Origin of the sequence: Streptomyces sp. NPDC059994 (assembly GCF_042737755.1) — a bacterium.
GTDB lineage: Bacteria > Actinomycetota > Actinomycetes > Streptomycetales > Streptomycetaceae > Streptomyces.
The window spans coordinates 14,695-39,542 of sequence record NZ_JBHWUR010000020.1; the positions used below are offsets into that span (position 1 = coordinate 14,695).

At 71.7% G+C, this 24,848-nt stretch carries 17 protein-coding genes and 1 pseudogene; 5 read left to right on the plus strand and 13 right to left on the minus strand.

The features are described 5' to 3' along the window. Positions 1-154 precede the first annotated feature (154 nt). Positions 155-1,735 (plus strand): sodium:solute symporter family protein, encoded by a 1,581-nt coding sequence (locus ACFWA7_RS13490; protein ID WP_385822899.1) that lies wholly within the window; start codon positions 155-157, stop codon positions 1,733-1,735. Positions 1,736-1,750: 15 nt separating this feature from the next. Here ACFWA7_RS13490 and ACFWA7_RS13495 read toward each other — a convergent pair whose 3' ends face one another. The 3 genes from ACFWA7_RS13495 to ACFWA7_RS13505 form a co-directional block, all read right to left on the minus strand. After that, positions 1,751-2,878: an ADP-ribosylglycohydrolase family protein gene (locus tag ACFWA7_RS13495; protein ID WP_385549327.1), complete on the minus strand. Its 1,128-nt coding sequence runs from the start codon at positions 2,876-2,878 to the stop codon at positions 1,751-1,753. Between the two features lie 186 nt (positions 2,879-3,064). Next, the gene (locus tag ACFWA7_RS13500; protein WP_385547083.1) at positions 3,065-6,481 is read right to left on the minus strand and encodes a tetratricopeptide repeat protein; all 3,417 of its coding nucleotides are present in this window, start codon (positions 6,479-6,481) and stop codon (positions 3,065-3,067) included. Between the two features lie 37 nt (positions 6,482-6,518). Further along, a complete protein-coding gene (locus ACFWA7_RS13505) occupies positions 6,519-9,128 on the minus strand; it encodes a bifunctional FO biosynthesis protein CofGH (RefSeq protein WP_385822901.1) in 2,610 nt (869 codons plus the stop codon). Here ACFWA7_RS13505 and ACFWA7_RS13510 point away from each other — a divergent pair. Beyond that, on the plus strand, positions 9,092-9,523 hold the full coding sequence (locus ACFWA7_RS13510; RefSeq protein WP_385547077.1) for a CocE/NonD family hydrolase C-terminal non-catalytic domain-containing protein: 432 nt from the start codon (positions 9,092-9,094) through the stop codon (positions 9,521-9,523). The two genes, ACFWA7_RS13505 and ACFWA7_RS13510, sit on opposite strands and share 37 nt — an antisense overlap. Before the next feature lie 61 nt (positions 9,524-9,584). On the opposite strand, the gene ACFWA7_RS13515 is transcribed toward ACFWA7_RS13510, so the two are convergent. Next, positions 9,585-10,415, minus strand: coding sequence for an LLM class F420-dependent oxidoreductase (locus ACFWA7_RS13515; protein ID WP_385822903.1), 831 nt, complete (start codon positions 10,413-10,415; stop codon positions 9,585-9,587). 191 nt (positions 10,416-10,606) lie between these two features. On the opposite strand from ACFWA7_RS13515, the gene ACFWA7_RS13520 reads away from it, so the two are divergent. Next, entirely contained in the window at positions 10,607-12,169 is a 1,563-nt protein-coding gene (locus tag ACFWA7_RS13520) for a CehA/McbA family metallohydrolase (protein WP_385822905.1), read from the plus strand. 227 nt (positions 12,170-12,396) lie between these two features. Here ACFWA7_RS13520 and ACFWA7_RS13525 read toward each other — a convergent pair whose 3' ends face one another. The 6 genes from ACFWA7_RS13525 to ACFWA7_RS13550 all read right to left on the minus strand — a co-directional run bounded on the left by ACFWA7_RS13525 (position 12,397) and on the right by ACFWA7_RS13550 (position 19,848). Further along, the gene (locus ACFWA7_RS13525) at positions 12,397-13,851 is read right to left on the minus strand and encodes an aldehyde dehydrogenase family protein (protein ID WP_385547092.1); all 1,455 of its coding nucleotides are present in this window, start codon (positions 13,849-13,851) and stop codon (positions 12,397-12,399) included. Between the two features lie 2 nt (positions 13,852-13,853). Beyond that, complete coding sequence (locus tag ACFWA7_RS13530) at positions 13,854-15,596, minus strand: amidohydrolase family protein (RefSeq protein ID WP_385547068.1); 1,743 nt, start codon at positions 15,594-15,596, stop codon at positions 13,854-13,856. 429 nt (positions 15,597-16,025) lie between these two features. Next, the gene (locus ACFWA7_RS13535) at positions 16,026-17,153 is read right to left on the minus strand and encodes an LLM class flavin-dependent oxidoreductase (protein WP_385547065.1); all 1,128 of its coding nucleotides are present in this window, start codon (positions 17,151-17,153) and stop codon (positions 16,026-16,028) included. Between the two features lie 125 nt (positions 17,154-17,278). Further along, entirely contained in the window at positions 17,279-18,064 is a 786-nt protein-coding gene (locus tag ACFWA7_RS13540) for an SDR family NAD(P)-dependent oxidoreductase (RefSeq protein WP_385547062.1), read from the minus strand. Positions 18,065-18,075: 11 nt separating this feature from the next. After that, positions 18,076-18,981, minus strand: coding sequence for an LLM class F420-dependent oxidoreductase (locus tag ACFWA7_RS13545; protein WP_385547089.1), 906 nt, complete (start codon positions 18,979-18,981; stop codon positions 18,076-18,078). Between the two features lie 276 nt (positions 18,982-19,257). Next, a complete protein-coding gene (locus ACFWA7_RS13550) occupies positions 19,258-19,848 on the minus strand; it encodes a hypothetical protein (RefSeq protein WP_385822907.1) in 591 nt (196 codons plus the stop codon). Positions 19,849-20,155: 307 nt separating this feature from the next. Between ACFWA7_RS13550 and ACFWA7_RS13555 the strand changes: the two genes are divergently transcribed. Beyond that, on the plus strand, positions 20,156-20,560 hold the full coding sequence (locus ACFWA7_RS13555) for a hypothetical protein (protein WP_385822909.1): 405 nt from the start codon (positions 20,156-20,158) through the stop codon (positions 20,558-20,560). Positions 20,561-20,563: 3 nt separating this feature from the next. Here the strand turns inward: ACFWA7_RS13555 and ACFWA7_RS13560 are convergent, their stop codons facing one another. Continuing rightward, on the minus strand, positions 20,564-21,136 hold the full coding sequence (locus ACFWA7_RS13560; protein ID WP_385822911.1) for a hypothetical protein: 573 nt from the start codon (positions 21,134-21,136) through the stop codon (positions 20,564-20,566). 91 nt (positions 21,137-21,227) lie between these two features. Next, positions 21,228-21,779 (minus strand): hypothetical protein, encoded by a 552-nt coding sequence (locus ACFWA7_RS13565; RefSeq protein ID WP_385822913.1) that lies wholly within the window; start codon positions 21,777-21,779, stop codon positions 21,228-21,230. A 141-nt stretch (positions 21,780-21,920) separates the two neighbouring features. On the opposite strand from ACFWA7_RS13565, the pseudogene ACFWA7_RS13570 reads away from it, so the two are divergent. Beyond that, positions 21,921-23,263, plus strand: a pseudogene (locus tag ACFWA7_RS13570) (tetratricopeptide repeat protein). A gap of 356 nt (positions 23,264-23,619) precedes the next feature. On the opposite strand, the gene ACFWA7_RS13575 reads toward ACFWA7_RS13570, so the two are convergent. Continuing rightward, positions 23,620-24,837 carry an amidohydrolase family protein gene (locus ACFWA7_RS13575; RefSeq protein WP_385822965.1) on the minus strand — a complete coding sequence of 406 codons (1,218 nt, stop codon included), beginning with the start codon at positions 24,835-24,837 and terminating at the stop codon, positions 23,620-23,622. Positions 24,838-24,848: the final 11 nt, after the last annotated feature.

Sequence of the window (24,848 nt, forward strand, 5' to 3'; positions counted from 1 at the left end):
CTATGACCGCCACAGGCCTTGACCCACCCTCCGGACAGACGGTTCAATCCCCGGAAGTCCCCGCTCCCGCACGGGGCCCGCTGAGCCGGACGCGCTGACGAAGAGCACCGGCAGACACCTCGATGTTCACAAGGCGGACCCCTCGGAGGGGGCAATGAACAGTCTCGACTGGGCCGTACTCATCGGCTACTTCGGCGTGATGGTCGCGATCGGCGTCTGGTCCCACAAGCGGGTCGACGACGTCGCCGACTTCTTCACGGCCGGCGGCAAGATGCCGTGGTGGCTCTCGGGCATCTCGCACCACATGTCCGGGTACAGCGCGGTGATGTTCACGGGGTATGCGGGGATCGCGTACACCTATGGAGTCACCTCCTACGTGACCTGGTCCTTCCCCATCGCCGTCGGCATCGCCATCGGGTCCTCCCTGTTCGCACCCCGGCTCAACCGGCTGCGTTCCAGGCTGCACGTCGCCTCGCCGCTCGAATACCTCAAGAACCGCTACAACATCCCGACCCAGCAGGCTCTCGCCTGGTCCGGAATGCTCCTGAAGATCGTCGACGTCGGCGCCAAGTGGGCGGCCATCGCGACCCTGCTCTCCGTCTTCACGGGCATGTCCATCAATCAGGGCATCCTCATCACGGGCGTCATCACCGGCATCTACTGCACGGTCGGCGGCCTGTGGGCCGACGCCCTCACGGAGCTCGGCCAGTTCGTCATCCAGCTCTGCGCGGGCGTCGCGATGCTGATCGCCGTGATGTCGAAGCTCAGCGGCTTCAGCACCCTGTGGACCGTCTGGGACAAGCTCCCGGACGCACACACCCACCCGACGGCGGGCCCGTACACGGTGACGTTCCTCCTCGCCTACCTGTTCATCAAGACGTTCGAGTATTCCGGCGGGATGTGGAATCAGGCCCAGCGCTACATGGCCACCGACTCGGCCCGCTCCGCGACCCGCTCGGCCCGGCTCTCCGCCGCGCTGTGGCTGGTCTGGCCCCTGGTCCTGTTCTTCCCGATGTGGTGCGCGCCGCTCCTGGTGCACGCCAAGAAGCCGGACGCCTCCGACTCGTACGCCCTGATGACCGAGAGCCTGCTGCCACACGGTCTGCTCGGCCTGGTCATCGTCGGCTTCTTCTCCCACACGATGGCGATGTGCTCCTCGGACGCCAACGCCATCTCGGCCGTCTTCACCCGGGACATCGCGCCGGTTCTTTCGAAGGCCGCCCGTTCCTGGAGCCCACGAGGCGGGCTGCTCGCCGCGCGGCTGTCCACGGTTTCCTTCCTGGCGCTGTCGATGGCCCTCGCCACACAGATCAACTCCCCCGCGTTCAAGGACATCATCACGGTGGTCATCAAGTGGGTGGCCGGTCTGATGGGGCCGATCGCGATCCCGTTCATGCTGGGCACGCTGCGTACGTTCCGCAAGTCCGGGCCGACGGCGGCGCTCACCAGCTGGGCGGCGGGTCTGGTGGCGTTCTTCCTCGTCAACTACAACCTGGACGGCTCGGACCGTACGGGTGTGGCGCTCCAGTACCAGGTGTCGGTGCCGCTGGCGGTCTCACTCGTCCTCTACATCGTGATCGGCCTGATCAAGCCGGAGGACACACCGGAGCGGGACGCGCTGCTGGCGCGGATCAACTCCGATGACGACGGCCCGGGTTCGGCGACGGCGACGGCGACGGCGACGGCGGCGGCGGTTCCGGCGCAGCCGGGCGAGCCGAAGGTGAGGGAACTCTGACGGGGCTCCGCCGGGCTAGGACCGGGGGTAACGGGCCAGCCAGCCGGGGGTGTTGACCGCTGGGCCGTGCAGGGCCGGGCCCTGGGTCATTTCCATGGCGAAGTCGTCGGCCAGTTCCAGGACCGTGGAACGGCCCTCCAGCTCGGCGAGCCAGCCGGGCGGGAGGGCGGTTTCGCCGTGCAGGGCGCCCAGGAGCGTGCCGCAGAGGGTGCCGGTGGCGCCGGAGGGGCCGTCGTGGTTGACGGCGAGCAGCAGGCCGTGGCGGATGTCCTCGCCGACCAGGGCGCAGTACACGGCGATGGCGAGCGCCTCCTGGGCGAGGTGCCCCTCGCCGAGCGAGGCGACGAGGCCGGGGCTGGGCATGCCCTGGCGTACGGCGCCGAGGGCGTGCCGGAGGGCGTCCGTGACGGGCTCGTGGCCGGGGCGCAGGGCGAGCAGGGCGAGGGTGCGCTGGACGGCCGCGTCCAGCGACTCGCCCCGGGCGAGACCGTGCACGATCACGGCGAAGGCGCCGGCCGAGAGGTACGCGGCGGGGTCGCCGTGTGTCTGGGCCGCGCACTCCACGGCGAGCTGGAGCACGAGCTGCGGCTCCCAGCCGACGAGCAGGCCGAAGGGGCCGGAGCGGGTGAGGGCGGCGGGGTCGCGCGCGTCGGGGTTCTTGGGCCGGTCGAGGGTGCCCATGACCTCGTCCGCGAGCCCGAGCAGACACGCGCGGGCCGGGTCGCGTCTGCTGTACAGCCACTCCTCCCTGGCGAGCCACCCGTTGTCCTTGCGCCGCTCGTCCGGCCCCCAGTCGCGCTGGGTGGCGCCCCAGCGGAGGTACGCGCGGTGGACGTCGGTCGGCGGGTGCCAGGCGCCGGTGTCGCGGCGGACCTGGGCGCGGATGAGGCCGTCGACGGTGAAGAGGGTGAGCTGGGTCGCGGCGGTGATACGGGCGCCGGCCGCCTCGCCGTCGTACGGGCCGCTGACGCCCTCCGGCCCGTACCGGGTGCGGATCGCTTCGAGGGTGAGGGGGCTGACGGGTGCGCCGAGCGCGTCACCGATCGCGCCGCCGAGGAGACTGCCGCGGACTCGGCTGCGGAAGTCCTGCTGCTCGGTGCGGCCCCATATGGACGTGGTGGGTCCGGTGGCTGCTGCGCTCATGGCGCAGCACTGTAATTGATTGGGTGCGGGCGAATAAGACCGCGCGGGGTATGGGGTGCGTCGCCCTTTGAACGGTTTTTGTCCCCCGGGGCGGGGGGCGGCCTACTGGGGGCCCCGCGACGGGGGGCCGGGGGCACAGCCCCCGGGGAAGCCGGCTCAGCCTGTCCCCGGTCGCCCGGCGGGGGATTACGGGGAGGGGCGGGGTGGGGGGCATCCCTCCAGGCGCGTCCACGCCCGCCCCCTCCGGAGCGACAGCGCCTCCCCCGACCCCGCGCCGCACAACCCCAGCTCCTCCAACCCCTCCGCCTCCGCCGCCGCCTCCTCCCACGACAAGTCGCGCCGAGCCGACAGCAGCTCGTCCGCCCGGGACCAGTCCCCCCGGGCGCACGACGCCACCAGGCCTTGGCCCTGCCAGGCGTTGGACGAACAGCCCCGGCGGCTCGCCGCCATCGCGCGGTGGAAGGCGCCCTCCTCGCCCGGCAGCGCGGACGCCACCTCCGCCGCCGGGCCGAAGTTCCCCCGCGCCCGGTGCGAGGCCGAAAGGGCGGCACCGGACAAGACCCGGCCGCCGTCCAGTAGCCGCAAGCAGTGGTCCAGGAACGGGAGTGCCGCGCCGCCCCCCGCCAGGCACACCCTCGCCCGGCGCCCGTACGCCCAGCCGATCTCCGGGTCCAGTTCCAGCGCCCGGTCGAGTGCCTCCAGCGCCTCCCCCTCGCGCGAAAGCGACAGCAGCGCCGCCGCCACCGCCACGTGCAGCGCGCCCTGGCCGGGGTCGAGCGCGACCGCCCGCGTCAGGCACGCGTACGCCTCCTCGTGCCGCCCCAGCGCCCGCAGCACGTGCCCCCGGCCCGCCACCGGCACCGCGTCCCGGGGGTCCTCCTCGGCCGCCGCCGCGTAGTCCGCCAGCGCTTCTTCGAAGAGCCCGGCCCGCCGGTACGCCTCCCCCCGTACCGCCCGTACGCCCCCGTCCTCCGCCCCGGACAGGGCCACCGCCCGTTCCAGGTCGGCGAGTTCGGCCTCGGCCTCCCCCAGGTCCGCCATCAGGAAGGCCCGTTCGACGAGGGGGGACGGGCTGGCGCCGTGGAGGAGCACCGCGCGGTCCAGGTCCGCCCGCGCCCCCTCCACCCGCCACAGCCTGCGCCGCACCCGGCCCCGCCACGTCAGCGCGTACACATCGTCCGGAGTCGCGGCCAGCGCCCTGTCCAGGTCCTCCAGCGCGCCCTCGGGGTCGGCCAGTTCGGAGCGCAGGCGGGCCCGCATGATCAGGGCCCAGGTGTACGTGGGCTCCAGGGCAAGCGCCCTGCCGTAGTCCGCGAGCGCCTCCTCGTGGCGGCCCAGCGCCTCCAGGGACTGGGCGCGGCTGCCCAGCGCCCACGCGTACCCGCCGTCCAGGGCGAAGGCGCGGCCGTACTCCGCCACCGCCTCCTCGTGGCGGCCCGCCGAGCGCAGCAGGTCGCCGCGCTCGCCGACCACCCACGCCGGGTCCGCCGACAGCCGCTCGGCGCGCTCCAGGTCCGCCAGGGCGCCCGCCGTGTCCGCGAGGCCGCGGCGCACCTGGGCGCGGCGGACCAGCGCCCACGCGTAGTCCTGGTTCAGCTCCAGGGCCCGGTCCAGGTCCGCCAGGGCGCCCTCCAGGAGGCCCATCTGGTGGCGGGTCTGGCCGCGGCTGGCGGGGGCCCAGGCGTCGCCCGGGTCGAGGAGGATCGCACGGTCCAGATCCGCCAGCGCCTCCTCGAAGCGGCCGCACCGGCGGTACATGTCGCCCCGGTAGCCGATGTAGTACGCGTCGTCCGGGGCCAGTTCGCAGGCCCGGTCGAGGTCGGCGAGCGCCGCCGCGGGGCCGTCGAGCGCGCTGCGCACCACGCTCCGGCTGTAGTACGCCCGCGCCCTCCCCGGATTGAGCACGATCGCCTGGTCCAGCTCGGCCAGCGCCTGCGCGTGCTTGCCCTCGTGGCGCAGCTCCCGGGCCCGTACGACATGGGCGCCCGCCCGGCCCTCGGCGCTCAGCCCGCCCCGGGACAGCAGCAGGGCCAGCACCCTTTCCACGCCCGCCTGTTCGTCGGCGAGCGCGGTCAGGCAGTCCGCGCCCCAGCGGCGCAGCGGCTCCTCGTCGGCGTCCTCGCCCGCCTCGGCCAGTGTCGTGGCCCAGCGGCGGGCGACGGCGGGCCCGGCCTCACAGGCGTCCACGCCGTCGCGCAGCACCTGGGCCAGCGCGGCCCCCGGCCGGGCGCACAGCAGGTGGTAGGACTCCTCCAGGCGCAGCTCGCGCCACCGCTCGCCTCTCCACAGGCGACGCGCCGGGACCTCCTCGGCGGCGGCTTCGCGGCGCGCCCCGATCGCCTCGGCGAGCCGCTGGTGGCAGGCGCTCCAGCGCTGCGGCGAGCCGGTGCGCTGGACGCCGAGCATGGCGGCGCGGACGACGCCGTGGTACTGGGCGCGCCCGCCGTGTTCGCTCACGAACGGCAGCGACCACAGCCAGCCGTACAGGCCCGCCGCGTCCTCGTCGACCGCCGCCCGGAACACGTCCTCGTCGATGTGCCGGGGCAGCGCGCAGGCGAGCGCGGCCCCCCGCCGCACCGGGTCGCTCTCCCACTTCAGGAAGCGGTCCACGGCGGTGGCGCCGGGGGCGCGCGCGTCGCCGGGGTTCTCCGCGAGCGTGGACACCAGGACGGGCAGCCGGCCGGAGAGCCGCAGGACGTCGCGGACGACCTCCTCGTCCACCACGCCCTTGGCGGCGAGCAGTTGGCGGGCCTCGGTCTCGGTGAACAGGTCCAGGGGCAGTTCCGCCACCAGGTCGGCGTAGTCCGCCCAGCAGCCGGGGTCGAGGCGGCGCTGGCCCGCGAGGACGACCACGACCTGGGCGGGCAGCGCCCCGTACCGCTCGGTGGTGAGCAGGTCGCGCAGCCAGGTGTCGAGGAAGGGCGAGGTGCGCTCGTACGTGTCGAAGAAGAGCACGGTCCACGGCACGTCGTCGGCGAGCCGCACCAGCTCCGCCACCAGGACCGGGGTGAGGACCTTCAGCGGGTCGAGGACGAGCTGGACGTCCTCCTGTTTGCCGAACCTGGCGCTCAGGGCCGCCCGCATCCGGTCCGCGCCCAGGGCGAGCTGCTGGGCGTCCACGCCGTTCGCGAGCACGCCCACGCCGGGCACCAGGCCGAGGCCGACCAGGGACGCCTGGGCGAGCGCGGTGGAGCCGGGCGTGGGGGCGGGCGCCGCCGGGTCGGCGGGCGCGGTGGTGGACTCCGCCTCGTACCGCCGCTGGCGGTAGGTGGCGAGGAGGCGCTCCAGGGCCTTGAGCGGGTGGCCCTGGCGGGCGAAGTGCGCGCAGATCGCGGCGAGCGTCTCGGGGACGCTGTTGACGGCCTCGTCCGCGTAGGCCGTCGCCGCGCCGCGCTCGCGCGCGGTGTGCTCCAGCTCGCGTACGAGTGACGTCTTGCCGACCCCGGCGGCGCCGTGGACGTGGAAGACGAACCGGTGCCGTTCGTCGTCGACCGGGGTGTCGAAGTTCTCCCGGAACAGGGCGAGTTCGCCCCGCCGCCCGACGAACCCGGCCCGTCTGCGCCGCCGGATGAGCTCCTGCATCGACGGTTTGCCCGCTGCCATGGGATCAGTATGCGATCCCCTGGCCCACCCGGGCCCCTCAGTCCCCCAACACGGGGAGCAGCTCGGGCAGGTGGCCGTCGGAGGCGAGGGCCGCGTCCTGCCGCTCCTGCGGCACCTCGCCGTACAGCGTGGTGCGCGGTCGGGCCGGGCGGCCCGCCGCCTCCGCGATGGCGACCAGGTCCTTGATGGAGCGGTACGAGCCGTAACTCGACCCCGCCATCCGGGAGATGGTCTCCTCCATGAGCGTGCCGCCCAGGTCGTTGGCGCCCGAGCGCAGCATCTCGGCGGCGCCCTCGGTGCCCAGCTTCACCCAACTGGTCTGGATGTTGGTGATGTGCGGGTGCAGCAGGAGGCGGGCCATCGCCATCACCGCGCGGTTGTCGCGGGTGGTGGGGCCGGGGCGGGCGATCCCGGCCAGGTAGACCGGCGCGTTGGTGTGGATGAAGGGCAGCGTCACGAACTCGGTGAAGCCCTGCCGCCCAGATTCCAGTGCGGCCTGCTGGACTTGGGAGAGCGTACGGAAGTGGCCGAGCCAGTGGCGGGGCTGGTCGACGTGGCCGTACATCATGGTCGAGGAGGAGCGGATGCCCAGTTCGTGGGCGGTCCTGACGACCTCGATCCAGGTGGCGGTGGGCAGTTTGCCCTTGGTGAGGACCCAGCGGACCTCGTCGTCCAGGATCTCGGCGGCCGTCCCGGGGATCGAGTCGAGGCCCGCCTCCTTGGCGGCGGTGAGCCATTCCCGTATCGAAAGGCCAGTGCGGGTGGCGCCGTTGACGACCTCCATCGGCGAGAAGGCGTGCACATGCATGCCGGGCACGCGCTCCTTGACGGCCCGCGCGATGTCGAAGTACGCGGTGCCCGGCAGATCCGGGTGGATCCCGCCCTGCATACAGACCTCGACCGCGCCCACGTCCCAGGCCTGTTCGGCCCGGTCGGCCACCTGGGAGAGGGAGAGGGTGTACGCGTCGGCGTCGGTGCGGCGCTGGGCGAAGGCGCAGAAGCGGCAGCCGGTGTAGCAGACGTTGGTGAAGTTGATGTTCCGCGTGACGATGTACGTGACGTCGTCGCCCACCACGTCCCGGCGCAGCTCGTCCGCGATGCGGCAGAGCGCGTCCAGGGCCGGGCCGTCCGCGTGCAGCAGCGCCAGCGCCTCGTCGTCGGTGAGCCTGGTGGGGTCGTCGGCGGCCGTGGCGAGGGCCGCCCGTACGTCGGTGTCGATGCGGGAGGGCACCATGCCGGGGGCGGCCGCCTCGCGCAGCGCCTCCCAGTCGCCGTACACCTCGTCGAAGTCGTCGCGGCGGTCGGAGGTGCGGCCGTCGGTGTCGATGGTGCGGTGCAGATCGGTGCGGCCGGTGGCGGCGAAGGCCTCCTCGGGCTCCTGCCACGGGTGGCCCTCGACCACCGCGTCGGCACGCGCCAGGCCGGTCTCCGGGTCCGCGAGCGCCCGCACGTGCGGCAGCAGCCGGGGGTCCAGCCAGGGCTCGCCGCGCTGGACGAACTCGGGGTAGACGCAGAGGCGTTCGCGCAGCTCGAAGCCGGCGGCGGCCGACTCCGATGCGAGCTGCTCGATCTGCGGCCAGGGCCGCTCGGGGTTCACATGGTCGATGGTCAGCGGCGAGACCCCGCCCCAGTCGTCGATGCCCGCGCCGATCAGCCGTCCGTACTCGCTGTCGACGAGGTTCGGCGGTGCCTGGAGGCAGGCGGAGGGGCCCATGATGTGCCGCGCCACCGCGACGGTGGCGACCAGCTCGTCCAGCTCCGCGTCGGGCATGCCGCGCATCGCGGTGTCCGGCTTGGCACGGAAGTTCTGGATGATGAGTTCCTGGATGCCGTGGTACGACCGCGCCACGCGGCGCAGCGCGAACAGCGACTCGGCGCGCTCCTCGTACGTCTCGCCGATCCCGATGAGCAGCCCGCTGGTGAACGGCACGGACGAGCGGCCCGCGTCCTCCAGAACCCGCAGCCGGACGGCCGGTTCCTTGTCCGGCGAGCCGTGGTGCGGGCCGCCCGGCTCGGACCAGAGGCGGGTGGCGGTGGTCTCCAGCATCATGCCCATCGACGGGGCCACGGGCTTCAGGCGCTGGAAGTCGGTCCACGACATCACCCCCGGGTTGAGGTGCGGCAGCAGGCCGGTCTCCTCCAGGATGCGGATGGAGATGGCCCGTACGTAGGCGATGGTGTCGTCGTAGCCGTGCGCGTCCAGCCACTCGCGGGCCTCGGGCCAGCGGTCCTCCGGCTTGTCGCCGAGGGTGATCAGGGCTTCCTTGCAGCCGAGTTCGGCTCCCCGGCGGGCGATGTCGAGGACCTCGTCGGGGGACATGAACATTCCGTGCCCGGCCCGGCGCAGCTTGCCGGGGACGGTGACGAAGGTGCAGTAGTGGCACTTGTCCCGGCACAGCCGGGTGAGCGGGATGAAGACGCTCTTGGAGTACGTGATGACCCCCGGGCGGCCCGCGGCGTCGAGGCCCGCGTCCCGCACCCGCGCGGCCGAGGCCGCCAGGTCGGCCAGGTCCTCACCGCGTGCCCGGAGCAGCACGGCCGCCTCGGTGGTGTCCAGCGCGACACCGTCCCGGGCACGTTTCAGCGCGCGCCGCATCGCGTTGGCGGTCGGTGCGTCTGCCTGCGGTCGCTGCGCGCTGGAAGTCATCCCCCGAGCATACGAGCGGTCCCCGGGCGGCGGCGTGGCGCCCAGGATCTTCTCGTTCGCGCACATTTCCGGCCAAGCTCCCCGAGTGCCTCGCGTACCCGGCGAGCGCCCGCCACTCGACGCTGATCACCCACCTCTTCGAGGTCTCCCCCGACGGCGCGGCGCACATCGTCACGCACGCGCCCTTCACCCACCTCGGCGAGGAGCCCGGGCAGCGGGTGCGGGCCGAGGTCCCGCTCCGGGCCACCGGCTACGACGTGCCGGCCGGGCACCGGCTGCCGCTCGTGGCCGACGCCCGCGACCCGTTCTACGGCGACGCCGACCAGCCGCGCGCCACCATCGACATCGCGGCGGACGACGAGGACCCTTCGTACCCGGACCTGCCGATCGGCTGACGGCCGTGGGGGCCGGGCCCACGCCCGGGTCCCGGCTCCCACGCCCTCACACGTACGGGACCTACACGTACGGCGCGAACTCGTCCAGCACCTTCAGTACGGCCGTCTCATCGCCGGACGGCAGCTGGAGGACGATCTCCTCGATGCCCAGGTCCGTGTAGTGGGCGATCTTTCCGGGCGAGGGGAGCACCGCGTACGGAACGATCCGCAGCTCGTCCGGGGCGCGGCCCGCCTCCTCCCACGCCCGGCGCAGCAGCGGCAGGGAGTCGGTGAGCCCGCCGCCGCCGATCGGCAGCCAGCCGTCCGCGTACTCCGCGACCGCCGCGAACAGCTTGGGCCCGGCCGCGCCGCCGACCAGGACGCGCGGCGCCCCGTTCCGCACCGGCTTGGGATGCGCCTCGCTGGCCCGCACCGAGCCGAAGGCGCCCTCGTACGCGGTGGGCTTCTCGGCCCACAGCGCCCGCATCAGCGCCATGCGGTCCCGCACCAGCTCACGGCGCGTGGACCACTCCACACCGTGGTCGGCGGCCTCCTCGCGGTTCCAGCCGTAGCCGACGCCGAGCGTGAAGCGGCCGCCCGAGAGGTGGTCCAGGGTGGCCGCCTGCTTGGCCAGGTCGACCGGGTCGTGCTGGGCGACCAGCGTGATGCCGGTGCCCAGGCCCAGCGACTCGGTGACGGCGGCCGCCTGCCCGAGCGCGACGAACGGGTCCAGGGTGCGGCCGTACTGGCGCGGCAGCTCGCCGCCCGGCGGGTACGGCGAGAGCCGTTCTACGGGGATGTGCGTGTGCTCCGGCAGATACAGCCCGGCGAATCCGCGCTCCTCCAGCTCGCGGGCGAGCCGGACGGGGGTGATCGTCTCGTCGGTGAGGAAGATCGTGGTGGCGATACGCATGCCCACTTCTTAGCCCCCCGCTCCCGCAGGTGCAAGGGAGCCGTCCGGGCCACCACCGCCACGGACCGGCCACGGACCGGCCACCGCTCAACCGCCGCCCCTTGCCCCGGAGTTCACGCGCGCGTACGACTGTGAGCGGACACGCACACGAACCGACAGGCACCCCTTCCATCCCGCTGGGAGCACAGGCCATGACCGGATCCGAGGACAGAGCCCAGGACGACAGCAGCGCGGACAGCAGGGCCGACCGGACCATCGGACGGCGCGGACTGTTCGTGACGGGAGCCGCCACCGCGCTTACGTTGGGAACCGTGAGCTTCGCGAACGCGGCCCCCGGCAGCGACAGCGGCGGCGCCCCCGCCGAGCGGACCCGGGTCGTCACCGGCACCCTGCCGCCCGGCGCGCCCGACTTCGTCTATCTGCCGGTGGAGGTCCCGCGCGGGGTGCGCGAGATCGCGGTGTCGTACGCGTACGAGAAGGCGACGGTCCCGGCGGGCACCCAGAACAACGCCCTGGACATCGGCGTCTTCGACGAGCGCGGCACCGAGCTGGGCGGCCGGGGCTTCCGGGGCTGGTCGGGCGGCGCCCGCACCGAGTTCTTCATCCGCGCGGACGCGGCGACCCCCGGCTACCTCCCCGGCCCGGTGCGCGCCGGGACCTGGCACATCGCGCTCGGCCCGTACACGGTCGCGCCCGGAGGCCTGCCGTACACGGTGACGATCACCCTGAAGTCCGGCGAGCGGGGCAGCACGCCGGCGCCGGTGTACCCGCCGACCCGGGCCAAGGGGCGGGGCCGGGCCTGGTACCGGGGTGACTGCCACCTCCACTCCTGGTACTCGGACGGCAGGCGCACCCCGGCCGAGATCGCTGCGCTCGCCCGGGCGGCGGGCCTGGACTTCATCAACACCTCCGACCACAACACCCACGCCTCGCACCCGGCCTGGGAGGGCCTGTGGGGCGACGACCTGCTGATCCTCACCGGCGAGGAGATCACCACCCGCAACGGGCACGTGCTGGCGCTCGGCGTCGACCCGGGCACCTTCGTCGACTGGCGCTACCGCGCCCGCGACAACCGCTTCGGCCACTTCGCCCGCGAGATCCGCCGCGCCGGGGGCCTGGTCGTCCCGGCGCATCCGCACGCCACCTGTGTCGGCTGCAACTGGAAGTTCGGGTTCGGCGAGGCGGACGCGGTGGAGGTGTGGAACGGCCCGTACACGCCGGACGACGAGGTCTCGCTCCAGGAGTGGGACAACACGCTGGCGGTGGCAGGGCGTTCGGGTGGCCGCTGGGTTCCCGCGATGGGCAACAGCGACGCCCACCGCGACCCCGACCGCATCGGCGGCCCCCAGACGGTCGTCCTCGCCGACGACCTGTCCCGGGAGGCGATCCAGGCGGGCCTGAAGGCGGGCCACTCCTATGTGGCGGAGTCCTCGGCCGTCTCCCTCGCCTTCACGGTGTCGGGCGGGCGGGGCGGGCACGCGGGCATCGGCGGGCGGTTGCGGGCGGCTCCGGAGGAGCCGGTCACGGTGCGGCTGGACGTCACCGGCGCGCCGGGGTGCACGGCGGCGTTCGTGACGGACCAGGGGACGCTGTTCTCCGCTGCGCTGCCCGCGTCGGGGGCCGGGGCGGTGGAGTGGCGGACGACTGCCTCGTACGCGACGTACGTACGGGCCGAGGTCCGCCGTGCGCCGCTGGTGCCGGGGCTGCCGGGGCCGTTGGCGGCGTTCACGAATCCGGTGTTCCTGGGCGAGTAGGAGCGTTCGTCGTCTGCGGGTGGGTGGGGGCTGGTCGCGCAGTTCCCCGCGCCCCTTAAGTAGTCCGCCGCAGCCGGAGAACGTAGCTCAGCCACAGGCTTTCAGGGGCGCGGGGAACTGCGCGAGCAACCACGCACGACCCGCAGACGAACGCCGGGCCTACAAGGGGCGCGGGGAACTGCGCGGCCAGCCCCCACCCAACCCGCAGACAAACACCGGGCCACAACCTAGCCCGGCCAGACGATCGCCTGCAGCTCGCTGTACGCGTGCAGGGCGTACGAGCCGACGTCACGGCCCACCCCGCTGTGCTTGAACCCGCCGAACGGGGCTTCCATGTTCCGACCGACCGTGTTCACGCCGACCCCACCCGCACGCAACCGCCGCGCGACGCGGAACGCGCGGGCCACGTCGCCGGACCAGACGTAGTCGAGGAGGCCGTAGTCGCTGTCGTTGGCGAGGGCCACGGCCTCCTCCTCGTCATCGAAGGGGACCACGGCCACGACCGGCCCGAAGATCTCCTCGCGGACCACCCGCATGTCGTTGGTGCAGTCGGCGAGGAGGGTGGGGGCGACGTAGAAACCCCGCTCCAGGGACGGCCGTTCGCCGCCCGCGACGACCCGCGCGCCCTCCTTGCGGCCGAGCTCCACGTACGACTCGACGCGGTCGCGGTGCGCGGCCGAGATCACCGGCCCCACCACCGTGCCCGCCGCCGCCGGGTCGCCGACTCTCAAGTGTCCGATGTAGACGGCGAGTTGCTCCACCAGCCGGTCGTGTACGGAGCGGTGGACCAGGACCCGGGTCGGGGCGGTGCAGATCTGGCCGCTGTAGAACGAGAACGTGGTGCCGATGCCCATCACCGCCGACCCCAGGTCCGCGTCCTCGAAGACGATGGCCGCGCCCTTGCCGCCGAGCTCCATGAGCTGGCGTTTCATGCCCCGGCCGCACACCTCCGCGATGCGCTGCCCGACGGCGGTGGAGCCGGTGAAGCTGACCATGTCGACGTCCGGGGAGTCCACGGCCGCCTCCCCGACGGCCGGGGCCGAGCCGGTGACCACGTTCACCACCCCTCCCGGCACCCCCGCCTCCGCCAGCGCCTCGGCCATGCGGAAGACGGACAGGGGGTCCTGGGGGGCGGGTTTGACGACCACCGTGTTGCCCATGGCGAGCGCGGGCGCGACCTTGCCGGCCGGGTTGGCCCAGGGGTTGTTGTACGAGGTGATACAGGTGACCACCCCGACGGGCTGCCGGACGGCGACGGCCCCGAAGACGCCCGCCCGCCCCATCGGCCCGGCCTCGTTGATCTGCGGCGGAACGGCGCTCTCGACGGGCTCCAGGGCGCCCTTCGCGTACCGCCGGAAGCGGGCCGCGCCCACCGCGACCTGCATCCCGCGCGCGGTGGCGGTGGTGGCGCCGGTCTCGGCGCGGGCGAGTTCGGCGTACGGGGTGAACTCGCGCTGGATGACGTCCGCCGCCCGGTCGAGGATCGCGGCGCGCTCCTCGGGGGCGGTGCGGGACCAGCCGTCGAAGGCCTCCCGGGCGGCGGCGGCCGCCGCGTACACCTGCGCGCGGCTCGCCTCGGGGGCGAGCCCGACGACGTCCTCGGTGGCGGGGTCGAGGATCTCGTACTGGCCGCCGTCAGGCTCGGCCCACTCACCGCCGATGAACAACTTGGGCTCATACAGGCTCACTTGACGGACACCGTCCTCGTGTCGCGGCCGGATCGCAGGACCGTGCCCGGCACCGCGCCCGTCACCACGTCGTCGCGGATCGTCTCGACGCCGTTGACGCGGACCGAGACGACACCGATCGCCTTGGAGTCCAGGCGCGGGCTGTCGCCGGGCAGGTCGTGGACGAGGGTGGCCGGGCCGGCCTCGATGCGCTCGGGGTCGAAGAGGACGAGGTCGGCGTGGTACCCCTCCTCGATGCGCCCCCGCTCCCGCAGCCCGAACAGCCGCGCCGGGTCGTCGCTGAGCATCTTCACCGCCTGCTCAAGGGGGACCAGCTTGCGCCCGCGCAGACAGTCCCCGAGGAAGCGCGTGGTGTACGGGGCGCCGCACATCCGGTCCAGATGGGCGCCCGCGTCGGACCCGCCGAGCAGCACGTCCTCGTGCTGCCAGGTCTGCTGCCGCAGGGCCCAGCTGGCCGGGTCGTTGTCGGTCGGCATGGGCCACAGGACGGTCCGCAGCCGGTCGTTGGCGCAGATCTCGACCAGGCAGTGGAAGGGGTCCTGGCCGCGCTCGGCGGCGATGTCGCGCACCACGCGACCGGTGAGCCCGGCGTTGGCCCCGGAGTACGTGTCCCCGATGACGTACCGGCCGAAGTCGGCGAGCCGCCGGAAGACCCCGGCCTCCTTGCTCTTGGCGCGGCGCAGCATCTCGGCGCGTACGGCGGGGTCGCGCAGCCTCGCGATGCGCTCGGGGACGGGCAGGTTGAGTATGTCCCCCCACCCCGGGATGAGGTTGAGGGCGCAGAAGGTGCCGAGCGACATGTTCATCGGGGTGAGGATCGGCATGGTCAGCGCGACGATCCGGCCGCCGGCCCGGCGGGCGCGCTCGCTCGCGGCGAGCTGGCGCGGGACGCGCTCGGGGACGGCCGCGTCGATGGTGAGGACGTTCCAGTTGAGGGGCCGCCCGGCGGCGCCGGACATCTCCACGAAGAGATCGATCTCATCGTCCGAGAACTGGTCCAGGCACCCGGCCACGATCGCCTCGATCTGGGTGCCCTCGTGCTGCCCGACCGCCTTGGAGAGGGCCAGGAGCTCGGCGGGGCGGGCGTGCCGGGAGGCCACGGGGTGGCCGTCGCCGTCGGAGTGGGTGGACGACTGGGTGGTGGAAAGACCCCAGGCCCCCGCGTCCATGGCGTCGTGGAGGAGGCGCAGCATGGCGTCGAGCTGCTCGGCGGTGGGCTGCCCGCCGACGGCGTCGGGCCCCATGACGTACCGGCGCAACGCGCAATGCCCCACCATGAAACCGGCGTTGACGGCGATGCGCCCGTCGAGCGCGTCGAGGTACTCCCCGAACGTCGACCAGCCCCAGTCGACCCCGTCCTCCAGCGCCTTCAGCGCCATGCCCTCCACCCGGGCCATCATCCGCCGGGTGTAGTCGGCGTCCTCCGGGCGGTCGGGGTGGAGGGGGGCGAGGGTGAAGCCGCAGTTGCCGCCGGCGACGGTGGTGACGCCGTGGTTCATGGAGGGCGTGGCGTACGGGTCCCAGAACAGCTGGGCGTCGTAGTGGGTGTGGGGGTCGACGAAGCCGGGGGCGAGGACGAGGCCGTGGGCGTCCTCGCTGGTACGGGCGGTCTGCGGGGCGAGGGTGTCGGGCTCGGCGATCTCCGCGATACGGCCTTCGTGTACGGCCACGTCGGCGGTGTAGGCGGGGGCGCCGGTTCCGTCGACGACGGTCGCGCGCCGGATCAGGTGGTCGAGCATGCTGTCCCTCTCTTCCGGCTCCTCCGGAGCGTGGGTGTGCCCCGGCCGGGGGTCACGCACGGCGGGCCGCCGCCGGGGTGGCCTCCGGCCGGGGTGGACGGGGCGAGCGGTCCGGGAAGACGCGGGCCCCGCGTTTTGTGGGGGTGGAGGAGGGTTTCCCGAGGGCTCCGCCCCCGGACCCCGGGCGGGGCTGTGCCCCTGCACCCGCTCGCGGGGCCTGCGGCCCCTGCACCCCGCTACGGGGCTCCGCCCCGGGTCACCATTCCTCTGCGGGCCGGTGGGGGCTGGTCGCGCAGTTCCCCGCGCCCCTGAAAGCCTGTGGCTGAACTATGTTCTCCGGCTGCGGCGTACTACCGAGGGGCGCGGGGAACAGCGCGACCAGCCCCCACGCACCCGCAGACAAAAGGGGGTTCGGGGCTCGGCCCCGAGTCAGACTCCCGCCGACCCGCGGAATCGGGTAGTACGGTGCACCGGATCCGTATCGATCTTCGGAATCACATGCTCCCCGATCAGCCGGATCGTGTTCATCGTGTCCTCGTAGGGCACCCCGATCGGCAGCCCGAACGACAGCTGATCCGCCCCCGCCTGCTCCCACCGCTTGCACTGGCGCGTGACCTCGTCAGGATCGCCGCAGATCATCAGCTCCTCGGAGATGAGGAGTTCGATGATCTCGGTCGTGTACTCGGGCAGCAGCTCGGGCCACTCCGGCACACCGTCGGGCCGCGGGAAGGTGTCGTGGTAGCGGAACACCAGCGACTGGAGCCGGTTCAGCCCGCCCGCCGCGGCAATGGCCACCGCCTTGTCGTGTGTCTCGGCGCAGATCGCCGTCGACGTCACCATCACGTTGTCGTTGACGAAGTCGGAGATCGGCTCCGCCTCCCGTATCGCCGTCTTGTACTGCTCCAGGACCCACTCCATGTCCGAGACCTTCTGGACGGAGAAGCCGAGGACGCCCAGGCCCTTCTTGGCGGCCATGGCGTACGACGACGGGGACCCGGCCGCGTACCACATCGCCGGGTGCGACTTCCCGTACGGCTTGGGGAAGATCTTGCGCGGCGGCAGCGACCAGTGCTTGCCCTGGAACCCCACGTACTCGTCCTGGAGCCACATCTTGGGGAACTCCGCGATGGTCTCCTCCCAGATCTCCTTGGTGTGGTTCATGTCGGTGATGCCCGGCATGAACCCCAGGATCTCGTGGGAACCGGCGCCCCGCCCTGAGCCGAACTCGAAACGCCCCTCGCTGAGGTGGTCGAGCATCGCGACCTTCTCCGCGACCTTGACCGGGTGGTTGACCGGGGCGAGCGGGTTGAAGATGCCCGAGCCGAGGTGGATGCGCTCGGTGGCGTGGGCGAGATAGCCGAGGAAGACCTCGTTGGCCGACAGGTGCGAGTACTCCTCCAGGAAGTGGTGCTCGGAGGCCCAGGCGTACTTGAAGCCGGACTTGTCCGCCTGGATGACGTATTCGGTCTCCTCCATGAGCGCCTTGTGCTCCGCCTGGGGGTCGACCGACGAGCGTGCCACGGGCACGTATCCCTGTACAAACAGCCCGAATTCCAAGGAGGTTCACCGTCCCTGTTCGTCGTCGCCAATTCCTGGACCCGATTTAATCTGACGCACCGTCAGATAGGTCGATGCTGCGACTGTTCCACCGGGCCTCCGCCCCGTCAATACCTGACACGACGTCAGAACAGGCTCACCCCGGCCAGCCAGCCCCCGTCGATCACGAACGGCTGGCCCGTGATGTACGCGGAGTCCTCGCTGGTCAGGAAGAGCGCGAGCGCCGCGACCTCCTCCGGCCGGCCGATCCGCCCCAGCGGCACCAGCCGCTTGTAGAGCTCGGCCACCGCCTCCTTGGCCTCCTCGGGGTCGGCCGTGGGGTCGAGGGCCGCCGGGTTGGTCATCGGGGTGTCCACGGCCCCGGGGCACACCGCGTTCACCCGGATCCCCTTCGCCGCGAGCTCCACCGCCGCGACCCGGGTGAGGCCGAGGATGGCGTGCTTGGTGGCGGCGTACGCGCCGACGTACGCCATGCCGGTGAGCGCGGTGTACGAGGCGGTGTTGACGATGGTGCCGCCGCCGGCCGCCTCGATCTCGGGCGCCGCGTACTTGATGCCGAGGAAGGCGCCCACCTGGTTGACCTGGATGATCTGCTGGAACTCCTCCAGGGGGGTGGCGACGAGCTCGTTGAAGCGGAGGATGCCCGCGTTGTTGACGAGGCCGTCCAGGTGCCCGAAGGCCTGTTTGGCGAAGGCGACGGCGGCGACCCACTCCTCCTCCCGGCTGACGTCGAGGTGGACGAACCGGGCCGACTCCACGCCCAGCTCCTCGGCCACGGCCTCGCCCTGGTCGTCCAGCACATCCGCGAGGACCACCTTGGCGCCCTCGGCCGCGAAGAGCCGCGCCTCCTGCTCGCCCTGCCCGCGCGCCGCGCCCGTGACGAGGACGACCCGCCCGTCCAGCTTGCCCATGTCCGTACTCCCTAGGTGAGGTGGGGGGCCACGTCGGCGGCGAACGCCGCGATCTGGTCGATGAGTTCGGCGCGCCCACGGGAGCGGAAGCGCAGCTGGACCTGGTGGACGCCGAGCGCGGCGTACTCACGCAGGGAGTCGGCGAGGGCGTCGGGCTTGCCACTGAGGGTGCGGCGCCCGAGGTCCCAGCGTGCCTCACCCACGTACAGCGGTTCCGCGATGGCGCCGACACAGAACGGCCCCTCGATGCCCGCGCGCTCCCGCAGCTCCCTGATCCGGGCGATCTGGTGCGGCAGTTTGTCGCGGGGGTCGCCCTGCGGCAGCCATCCGTCGCCGCGCAGGGCGGCGCGCCGGACGGCGGCGGGCGAGGACCCGCCGACCCAGATGGGCACGCGCTCCTGGGCGGGGCGTGGCCGCTGACCGAGCCCGCCGAAGCTGAACCTCTCCCCGTGGAACTCCGGGAACTCCTCCGGCCCGAGCGCCGCCCGCAGCGCGTCGACGGTCTCGTCGAGCACGGCGCCCCGGCGCTCGAAGTCGGCCCCGAGGACCTCGAACTCCTCCTGTACGTGCCCGGCCCCCACGCCCAGGACCAGCCGGCCGCCGCTGAGGTGGTCGAGGGTCGCGTACTGCTTGGCTGTGAGGAGGGGGTGGCGCAGCCCGACGACGGCGACGTGGCTGAGGAGCAGGGTGCGGGTGGTGATCGCCGCGAGGTAGGCGAGGGTGGCGACGGGGTCGTACCACGTGGTGCCCATCGCACCCGCGAGCCGGCGCGGGATGGCGACGTGGTCGCAGGTGGCGAGGTAGTGGAAGCCGGAGCGGTCGGCGACCCGCGCGATCTCGGCGAGGTCGCCCGGGGTCGCGCCGGCTTCCCAGGGTTCGGCGTAGAGGGTGCTCTGGGACTGGATGGGGAGCTGCATCCCGTACACGAGCGCGTGCGCTGGCACCGGGCCTCCTTGACGTGGGCGGACCGTACGTACACCTGACGGCCCGTCACGCGACCGCCGCGTCCAGCTTGCTATCTGACGTGCCGTCAGACAAGGCCGGGGACGCGGGGCATCCTTGGCATCCGTGCAGTGCGGCACCTGCGGGAACTCGGATACGTCTACACCGTGCCGCAGCGAGGCACCTACGTGCGGGATCGCAGCGAGGGCGAGCGCCAGGGTGACGCGAGGGTCGCCCCGAAGTCGGCAGCGTCACAGCGTCGGCACCAGCGCGGGCGGAAGGTCGGCGGGGTCCAGGACCGTGACGCCCCGTAGCTTGCGGTACAGCCGTTGGGCGAGCATCCCCGGGTACCGTGGCTTGCTGAAGCTGGAATACGCGTCCCGATCGGACGGAATCCACCGCGTCAGATCATCGCTCACGCGGTACAGCGTTCCGGATACGCCGCTCGGCACCGACTTACGGGCGAGCAGCACCCGCACGGTCTCCTCGCGCCGCAGGAAGGGGCAGTGCCGCAGCGACAGCGGTAGACACGTCCGGCACACGGGAGGTGCGTCGGTGGTGATCCGGTTGAGCGGCTGCGATTGCTCCCCGGGGCGCTTCCACTCGATGAACAGCGCGCCCGCGTCGGTCTCGGCCGGTTTCGCACATACCTGGCACAGCAGCCCTTCCATGCATTCGCGCTGTCGCAGCGGGTCCATTGAGTCGAAGATGACGGGCCCGCGCTCACTTACGCTCGGCCTGGTGATGCGGGCCCACAGGTTGCCGTGCGCGTCGCGATCGTCAGGCCGGGACTCGACGTAGGCGAGATGCGGAACGCCGTTGCGCGGCACTTCCAGACACATGTCTGTCTCACGGGGGCCAAGCTCGTTGGCGTAGGCGGCGACGTAGGGGACTAGAGCGGGCACGGCTGAACTTTCTGCGCGAGGACGGAGAGGGGCGCCCCGCCCATGTGCCACGGGGGCAACACACGGACGGGGCGGGCGGAACCTTGCACGGTGCGCACCGTGGGTTGGTCCCTCATCCGTTGCTGAACACGCCCGGCGGCCCGGCAACGGGTCTGGCAACCCGTCCTCGGCGCTCATCCCCCGGGCGGGGGTGGTGCGGTCCGAAACGGGCGTCTGTGGTGCTGGTGAGAGCTAGGCTCCGGTCATGCCCGAGCCTTTCGTGAACGGCGACGTACACCACCGCGCGTGCGGTGTCTGTCCGTCCCGCGTCCACGCTGTCGGAGAGTTCGACGTGTTCGAGCGCCCCACCCCGGAATGCCCTTTCAACAAGGCTGACGGGCACCGGTACTTGAGCGACGGGACGCCGGTCTGTGTCCACCCCGAAAAGGTCGGGCTGGCTGCGAGGCGCTACAAGAGCGAGAACGCCCCGCTGACTGTCGAGCTGCAACTACCGCCCGACCCTTCCGCAGTGGTGCCGTACCTGCATGACGTGCTGTACGGCGCGGCCCCGGTCCTGCTCGATGACCTGATCTCCCAAGCACAGCAGCAGGTCCGGCAGCACTTCCCGGAGCTGGACCCGCTCGCGGTCATGCGGCAGGCACTCAGCTAGCCGCTACGCGGGGACTGGTTCGAACGTGATGCTGTGCGCGAGGCCCATCCGGCGGAAGCCCGCCGCCTCGTATTTCGCCCGCAGGATGCCGAGCCGGCGAGTCACCTCCTGGTGCGTGATCCAGTACCGGGCGGGCGGCTCGCCCCACGCGGCGCGGTACGCCTGGTGGGTGTAGTCGTCCCGCGTCCAGTCGGTGTGCTCCTGGTCGGTCTGGTGGATGATCTGCGCGCCGACCCTGGCCGTGATCCGGGCGAGGATCTGCGGCTGAGCGATCACGGCGTGCGTCATCTCGTCCACGGGCACGGCGACGGGGATTTCTGCCGCGCGCTCGTCGCCGGTCGCCTCGAACACTGCGGCCTTGAGGCAGAGCGCCCGCAGTCCCTCGGTGAACAGCAGGGCCGCGTCGCTGGCCTGGTCGTACTCGCTGATGACCGGACCGCCGGAAAAGCACGTCCAGTCTTCGTCGTAGCGCAGGCTCGCGGCCTTGAACGCGGAGAACTCCGGATCGGCTTCAACGGCCGTCAGGATCTCCCGTGCGCGCTCTGCGGTGCGCTCGGCGTGGGGAAGGGTGTTCACGGCTGTTCTCCTTCGGTCGTGTTTCGCGGTTGGGCTCGGACTGCTCGGCTCCGCCCCGGTCGTCGCGCGGTGCCGAGTAGGCCCGCCCTGGTCACAAAAAAGGGACGAGCCACCCCGTCTTGCGGCGGGGCTTCCTGTGGCTCGTGCGACCAGGGCGGGGGCTTGTGGGCTGTCCGTCATCGGCGGGCAGTGCGGTGCTGGACTCGGGCGGGGGCACGGTCACGGTCACGGGCCAGACGGTCAGCGTGTAGCGGCACCCGTTGTCAGGGATGACCACGGACAGGGGCGCGCCTTCAGAGAGTTGGTCGCATGCTTCCTGGTGCTCCGTCGGGTCGTCGGCCCAGAAGCGCAGTTCGGCGGGGCAGTCGGGGACGGGCACAGGGTCCACACGCATCCACGATTCGACCCACGCGAAGCGGTCCGGGTCAGGGTCGAGCCGGTCCGCGATGCGCCGCGCCTGTCCCTGTAACCACCGCAGCGCGAGCCGGACGGAAGGGGCCGGATAGGTGCCGAGCACATACGGGACCCTTTCGCGCGTCCCGTACACCTCTCCTTCCGCGAGCACTTCGCACCAGTAACCCGCCGGTGTCGCCGTGCCGGACTGCTCGGGGCTCCCCGTGGCCGTTCGTGCGTGCGTCTCCACGTCCGAGCCCTCCTTACGGTGCGATCCCTTGCGGCGGTCGGTGCTCGCACTAGGTAACCGTCCGACCACGCACAGCGGTACCGTTGGGAAGAGGGCAGGAGTTAAGAGCGTTAAGCGGTCAGAGCACGGGAGTTGGGGCCAGTGACGACACGACAGCCGAACGCCGGACTTGAGCGGCTGTACCGCGAGAGCGGATGGACCCTGCGGCAGTTCGCCCAAGAGGTCAACCGCATCGGGACCGAACGCGGAACCCCCCTGAAGTACCAACAGCCCTCAGTGCACCAGTGGTTGAGCGGCCACCTGCCAAAGGAATCTGTCCGACCGCTGATTCTCGAAGCGCTCGCCCGGAGACTGCACCGGCCTATCACGCACGCCGAGGCGGAATTTCCAGCGCCCCCGGAAGAGTCCGACAGCCACCCGACTACCGTGGAAGGGCTGATCGACCTCGGGAGGCAAGACATGGACCCGTCACGCCGAAGCGTTCTAAGTGCAGGGCTTTTCTCTGTCGCGCTCACCGTTCCCGGCTGGCCGGACGTTGTGGGCCGCATGGAAGCCGCGCAGAAAGGCACCCGGACCCGCATCGGGATGTCCGACGTGCACACGGTCTCGGCCATGACAGAACAGCTCTCGTCGATGGATGACCAGTTTGGGGGCCGGACAGCCCGCCCGCTTGCCGCAACCTTCCTGGTGAACACGGTTGCCCCGTTCCTACGGACGGACGGTCCCGAGGACGTACGCAAAGCGATGATGTCTGCGGCTTCCGATCTGTGCTACCTCACCGGGTACATGGCCGTTGACGAGGGGTTGCACGGGCTCGCACAGCGCTACTACCTGAAAGCGCTAGAGCTTGCGGGAGCCTCGGAAGATCACCTGACGTACTGCACCACGCTCCGGGGCATGAGCGTGCAAGCGGTAGACCTGAATCAAGGGCCGATGGCTATGCGGCTCGCGGATGCTGCGGCGGCTTCCTCCCCGCAGGCTGGTCCACGGATGCGCGCTTTCCTCACCGGCCAGCAGCACATGCAGCCGCACAGATCGGAGACCGACGGTCCGCGCTCATGTACTTGCAGGAAGCCGAAGTTTCCATGGACAAGGCAGAGTCACGCGGGAAGGTGTTCGGCTCATACGATCCCGCATCGCTCAACTACCACACCAGCCAAGTGCGTTTCGAAATGGGGGACGTGCACGGCGCTGTTGCCGCCATGCAGGAATCGGACCGGCTTCGGTACAGCATCTATCGGCGTACACGCGTCAAGGAACGGGCGATCCTCGCCGAGCGGCAACTAGCCGTGGGGCACCTCGAAGCCGCATGCCAGACGTGGGGGCTCGCGCTGGACGATTACCCCCTAGTCAACTCGGGGCGTATTGACAAGCGGATGACGGACATGTTCAACCTCATTCGCCCCCATGCCAGGAACCGCGACGCCCAGGCCCTGTACGAGCGTGCACGCGAGACCGTTCGGCCCGAGCTGGTCCCGGCATAGCAAAAGCCCCGCCGTACCCCCTGTTAAGGAAGTACGGCGGGGCGCTGTTCACGCTGCCTGAATCTGGGGCTTGGGTTTCCGTTCGGGAATTGCCACGCTAAGTCACCTCCGCCAAAACGGCCCAATGAGCCATGCGAGTTTCTTGCCTCACTGCCGATCTGGAAGGCGCGGGAAGGGGAGTGCCCGCCTGGTCACTTGGCGGCGTTCTGAATCCGAACGTGCGCCGCTTCAACAGGAAAGCCGAATGCGACCCGCATAGTACCCTTGACGGCCACGCGGTCGCTCGTGAAGAACACCGACTTGTCAACGTCCAGCCGCGCATCCGTGCGGACGGGAAGGGGCGGGGTGGGGGGGAATCACCCCAGCCACAATCCATCCGCCCCCAGCGACAACAACTCAATCGCATTGCCCCGAACAATCCGCTCCACCACATCCCCCCGAAGATGCGCCATCTGCGCCTCCCCCACCTCCTTCGACTTCGGCCACGTGGAGTCCGAGTGCGGGTAGTCCGTCTCGTACAGGACGTTGCCCACTCCGATCGCCCCCAGGTTCCGGAGGCCGAACGCGTCGTCGAAGAAGCAGCCGTAGACGTGCTCGGCGAAGAGTTCGGACGGGGGGCGGTGGACCTTGTCCGCGACTCCTCCCCAGGCGCGGTTCTCCTCCCACACCACGTCCGCGCGCTCCAGGATGTAGGGGATCCAGCCGATCTGGCCCTCCGCGTACATCACGCTCAGCCGCGGGAAGCGTTCGAACTTGCCGCTCATCAGCCAGTCGACCATCGAGAAGCAGCAGTTGGCGAAGGTGATCGTGGAGCCGACGGCCGGGGGCGCGTCCGCCGATGTCGAGGGCATACGGGACGACGAGCCGATGTGCATCGCTATCACCGTGCCCGTCTCGTCGCACGCCGCCAGGAACGGGTCCCAGTAGTCGGTGTGGATGGAGGGGAGGCCGAGGTGCGGGGGTATCTCGGAGAACGCCACCGCACGGACGCCCCGCGCCGCGTTCCGCCGTACCTCCGCCGCCGCCAGTTCCGCGTCCCACAAGGGGATCAGGGTCAGGGGGATCAGGCGGCCCCCGGCCTGCGGGCCGCACCATTCCTCCACCATCCAGTCGTTGTACGCCCGTACCGACAGCAGCGCCAGCTCGCGGTCGGACGCCTCCGTGAACGTCTGGCCGCAGAAGCGGGGGAAGGTGGGGAAGCAGAGCGCCGACTGGACGTGGTTGACGTCCATGTCCGCGAGCCGCTCCGGGACGCTGTACGAGCCCGGCCGCATCTGCTCGTACGTGATCACTTCCAGGCGGATCTCGTCCCGGGAGTAACCGACCGCCGTGTCCAGCCTCGTCAGGGGGCGGTGCAGGTCCTCGTACACCCACCAGTCGCCGACCGGCCCCTCGTCCCCCGGCGCGCCCATGACCGGCGCGAACTTGCCGCCGAGGAAGGTCATCTCCTTGAGGGGGGCACGGACTACGCGCGGGCCCGAACCCCGGTACTTCGACGGGAGCCGGTCCTGCCAGACGTGCGGCGGCTCCACCGTGTGGTCGTCCACCGAGATGATCTTCGGGAAGCTCTCCACGGTCTCCACAG

What these genes read in the sequence shown, in the direction of transcription:
- ACFWA7_RS13545 (WP_385547089.1), bottom strand. Translation starts at nt 18,981, where the DNA reads ATGCAGCTCCCCATCCAGTCCCAGAGCACCCTCTACGCCGAACCCTGG.
- ACFWA7_RS13520 (WP_385822905.1), top strand. Translation starts at nt 10,607, where the DNA reads ATGACCGGATCCGAGGACAGAGCCCAGGACGACAGCAGCGCGGACAGC.
- ACFWA7_RS13555 (WP_385822909.1), top strand. Translation starts at nt 20,156, where the DNA reads ATGCCCGAGCCTTTCGTGAACGGCGACGTACACCACCGCGCGTGCGGT.
- ACFWA7_RS13515 (WP_385822903.1), bottom strand. Translation starts at nt 10,415, where the DNA reads ATGCGTATCGCCACCACGATCTTCCTCACCGACGAGACGATCACCCCC.
- ACFWA7_RS13550 (WP_385822907.1), bottom strand. Translation starts at nt 19,848, where the DNA reads ATGTGTCTGGAAGTGCCGCGCAACGGCGTTCCGCATCTCGCCTACGTC.
- ACFWA7_RS13505 (WP_385822901.1), bottom strand. Translation starts at nt 9,128, where the DNA reads ATGACTTCCAGCGCGCAGCGACCGCAGGCAGACGCACCGACCGCCAAC.
- ACFWA7_RS13495 (WP_385549327.1), bottom strand. Translation starts at nt 2,878, where the DNA reads ATGAGCGCAGCAGCCACCGGACCCACCACGTCCATATGGGGCCGCACC.
- ACFWA7_RS13540 (WP_385547062.1), bottom strand. Translation starts at nt 18,064, where the DNA reads ATGGGCAAGCTGGACGGGCGGGTCGTCCTCGTCACGGGCGCGGCGCGC.
- ACFWA7_RS13530 (WP_385547068.1), bottom strand. Translation starts at nt 15,596, where the DNA reads ATGCTCGACCACCTGATCCGGCGCGCGACCGTCGTCGACGGAACCGGC.
- ACFWA7_RS13500 (WP_385547083.1), bottom strand. Translation starts at nt 6,481, where the DNA reads ATGGCAGCGGGCAAACCGTCGATGCAGGAGCTCATCCGGCGGCGCAGA.
- ACFWA7_RS13490 (WP_385822899.1), top strand. Translation starts at nt 155, where the DNA reads ATGAACAGTCTCGACTGGGCCGTACTCATCGGCTACTTCGGCGTGATG.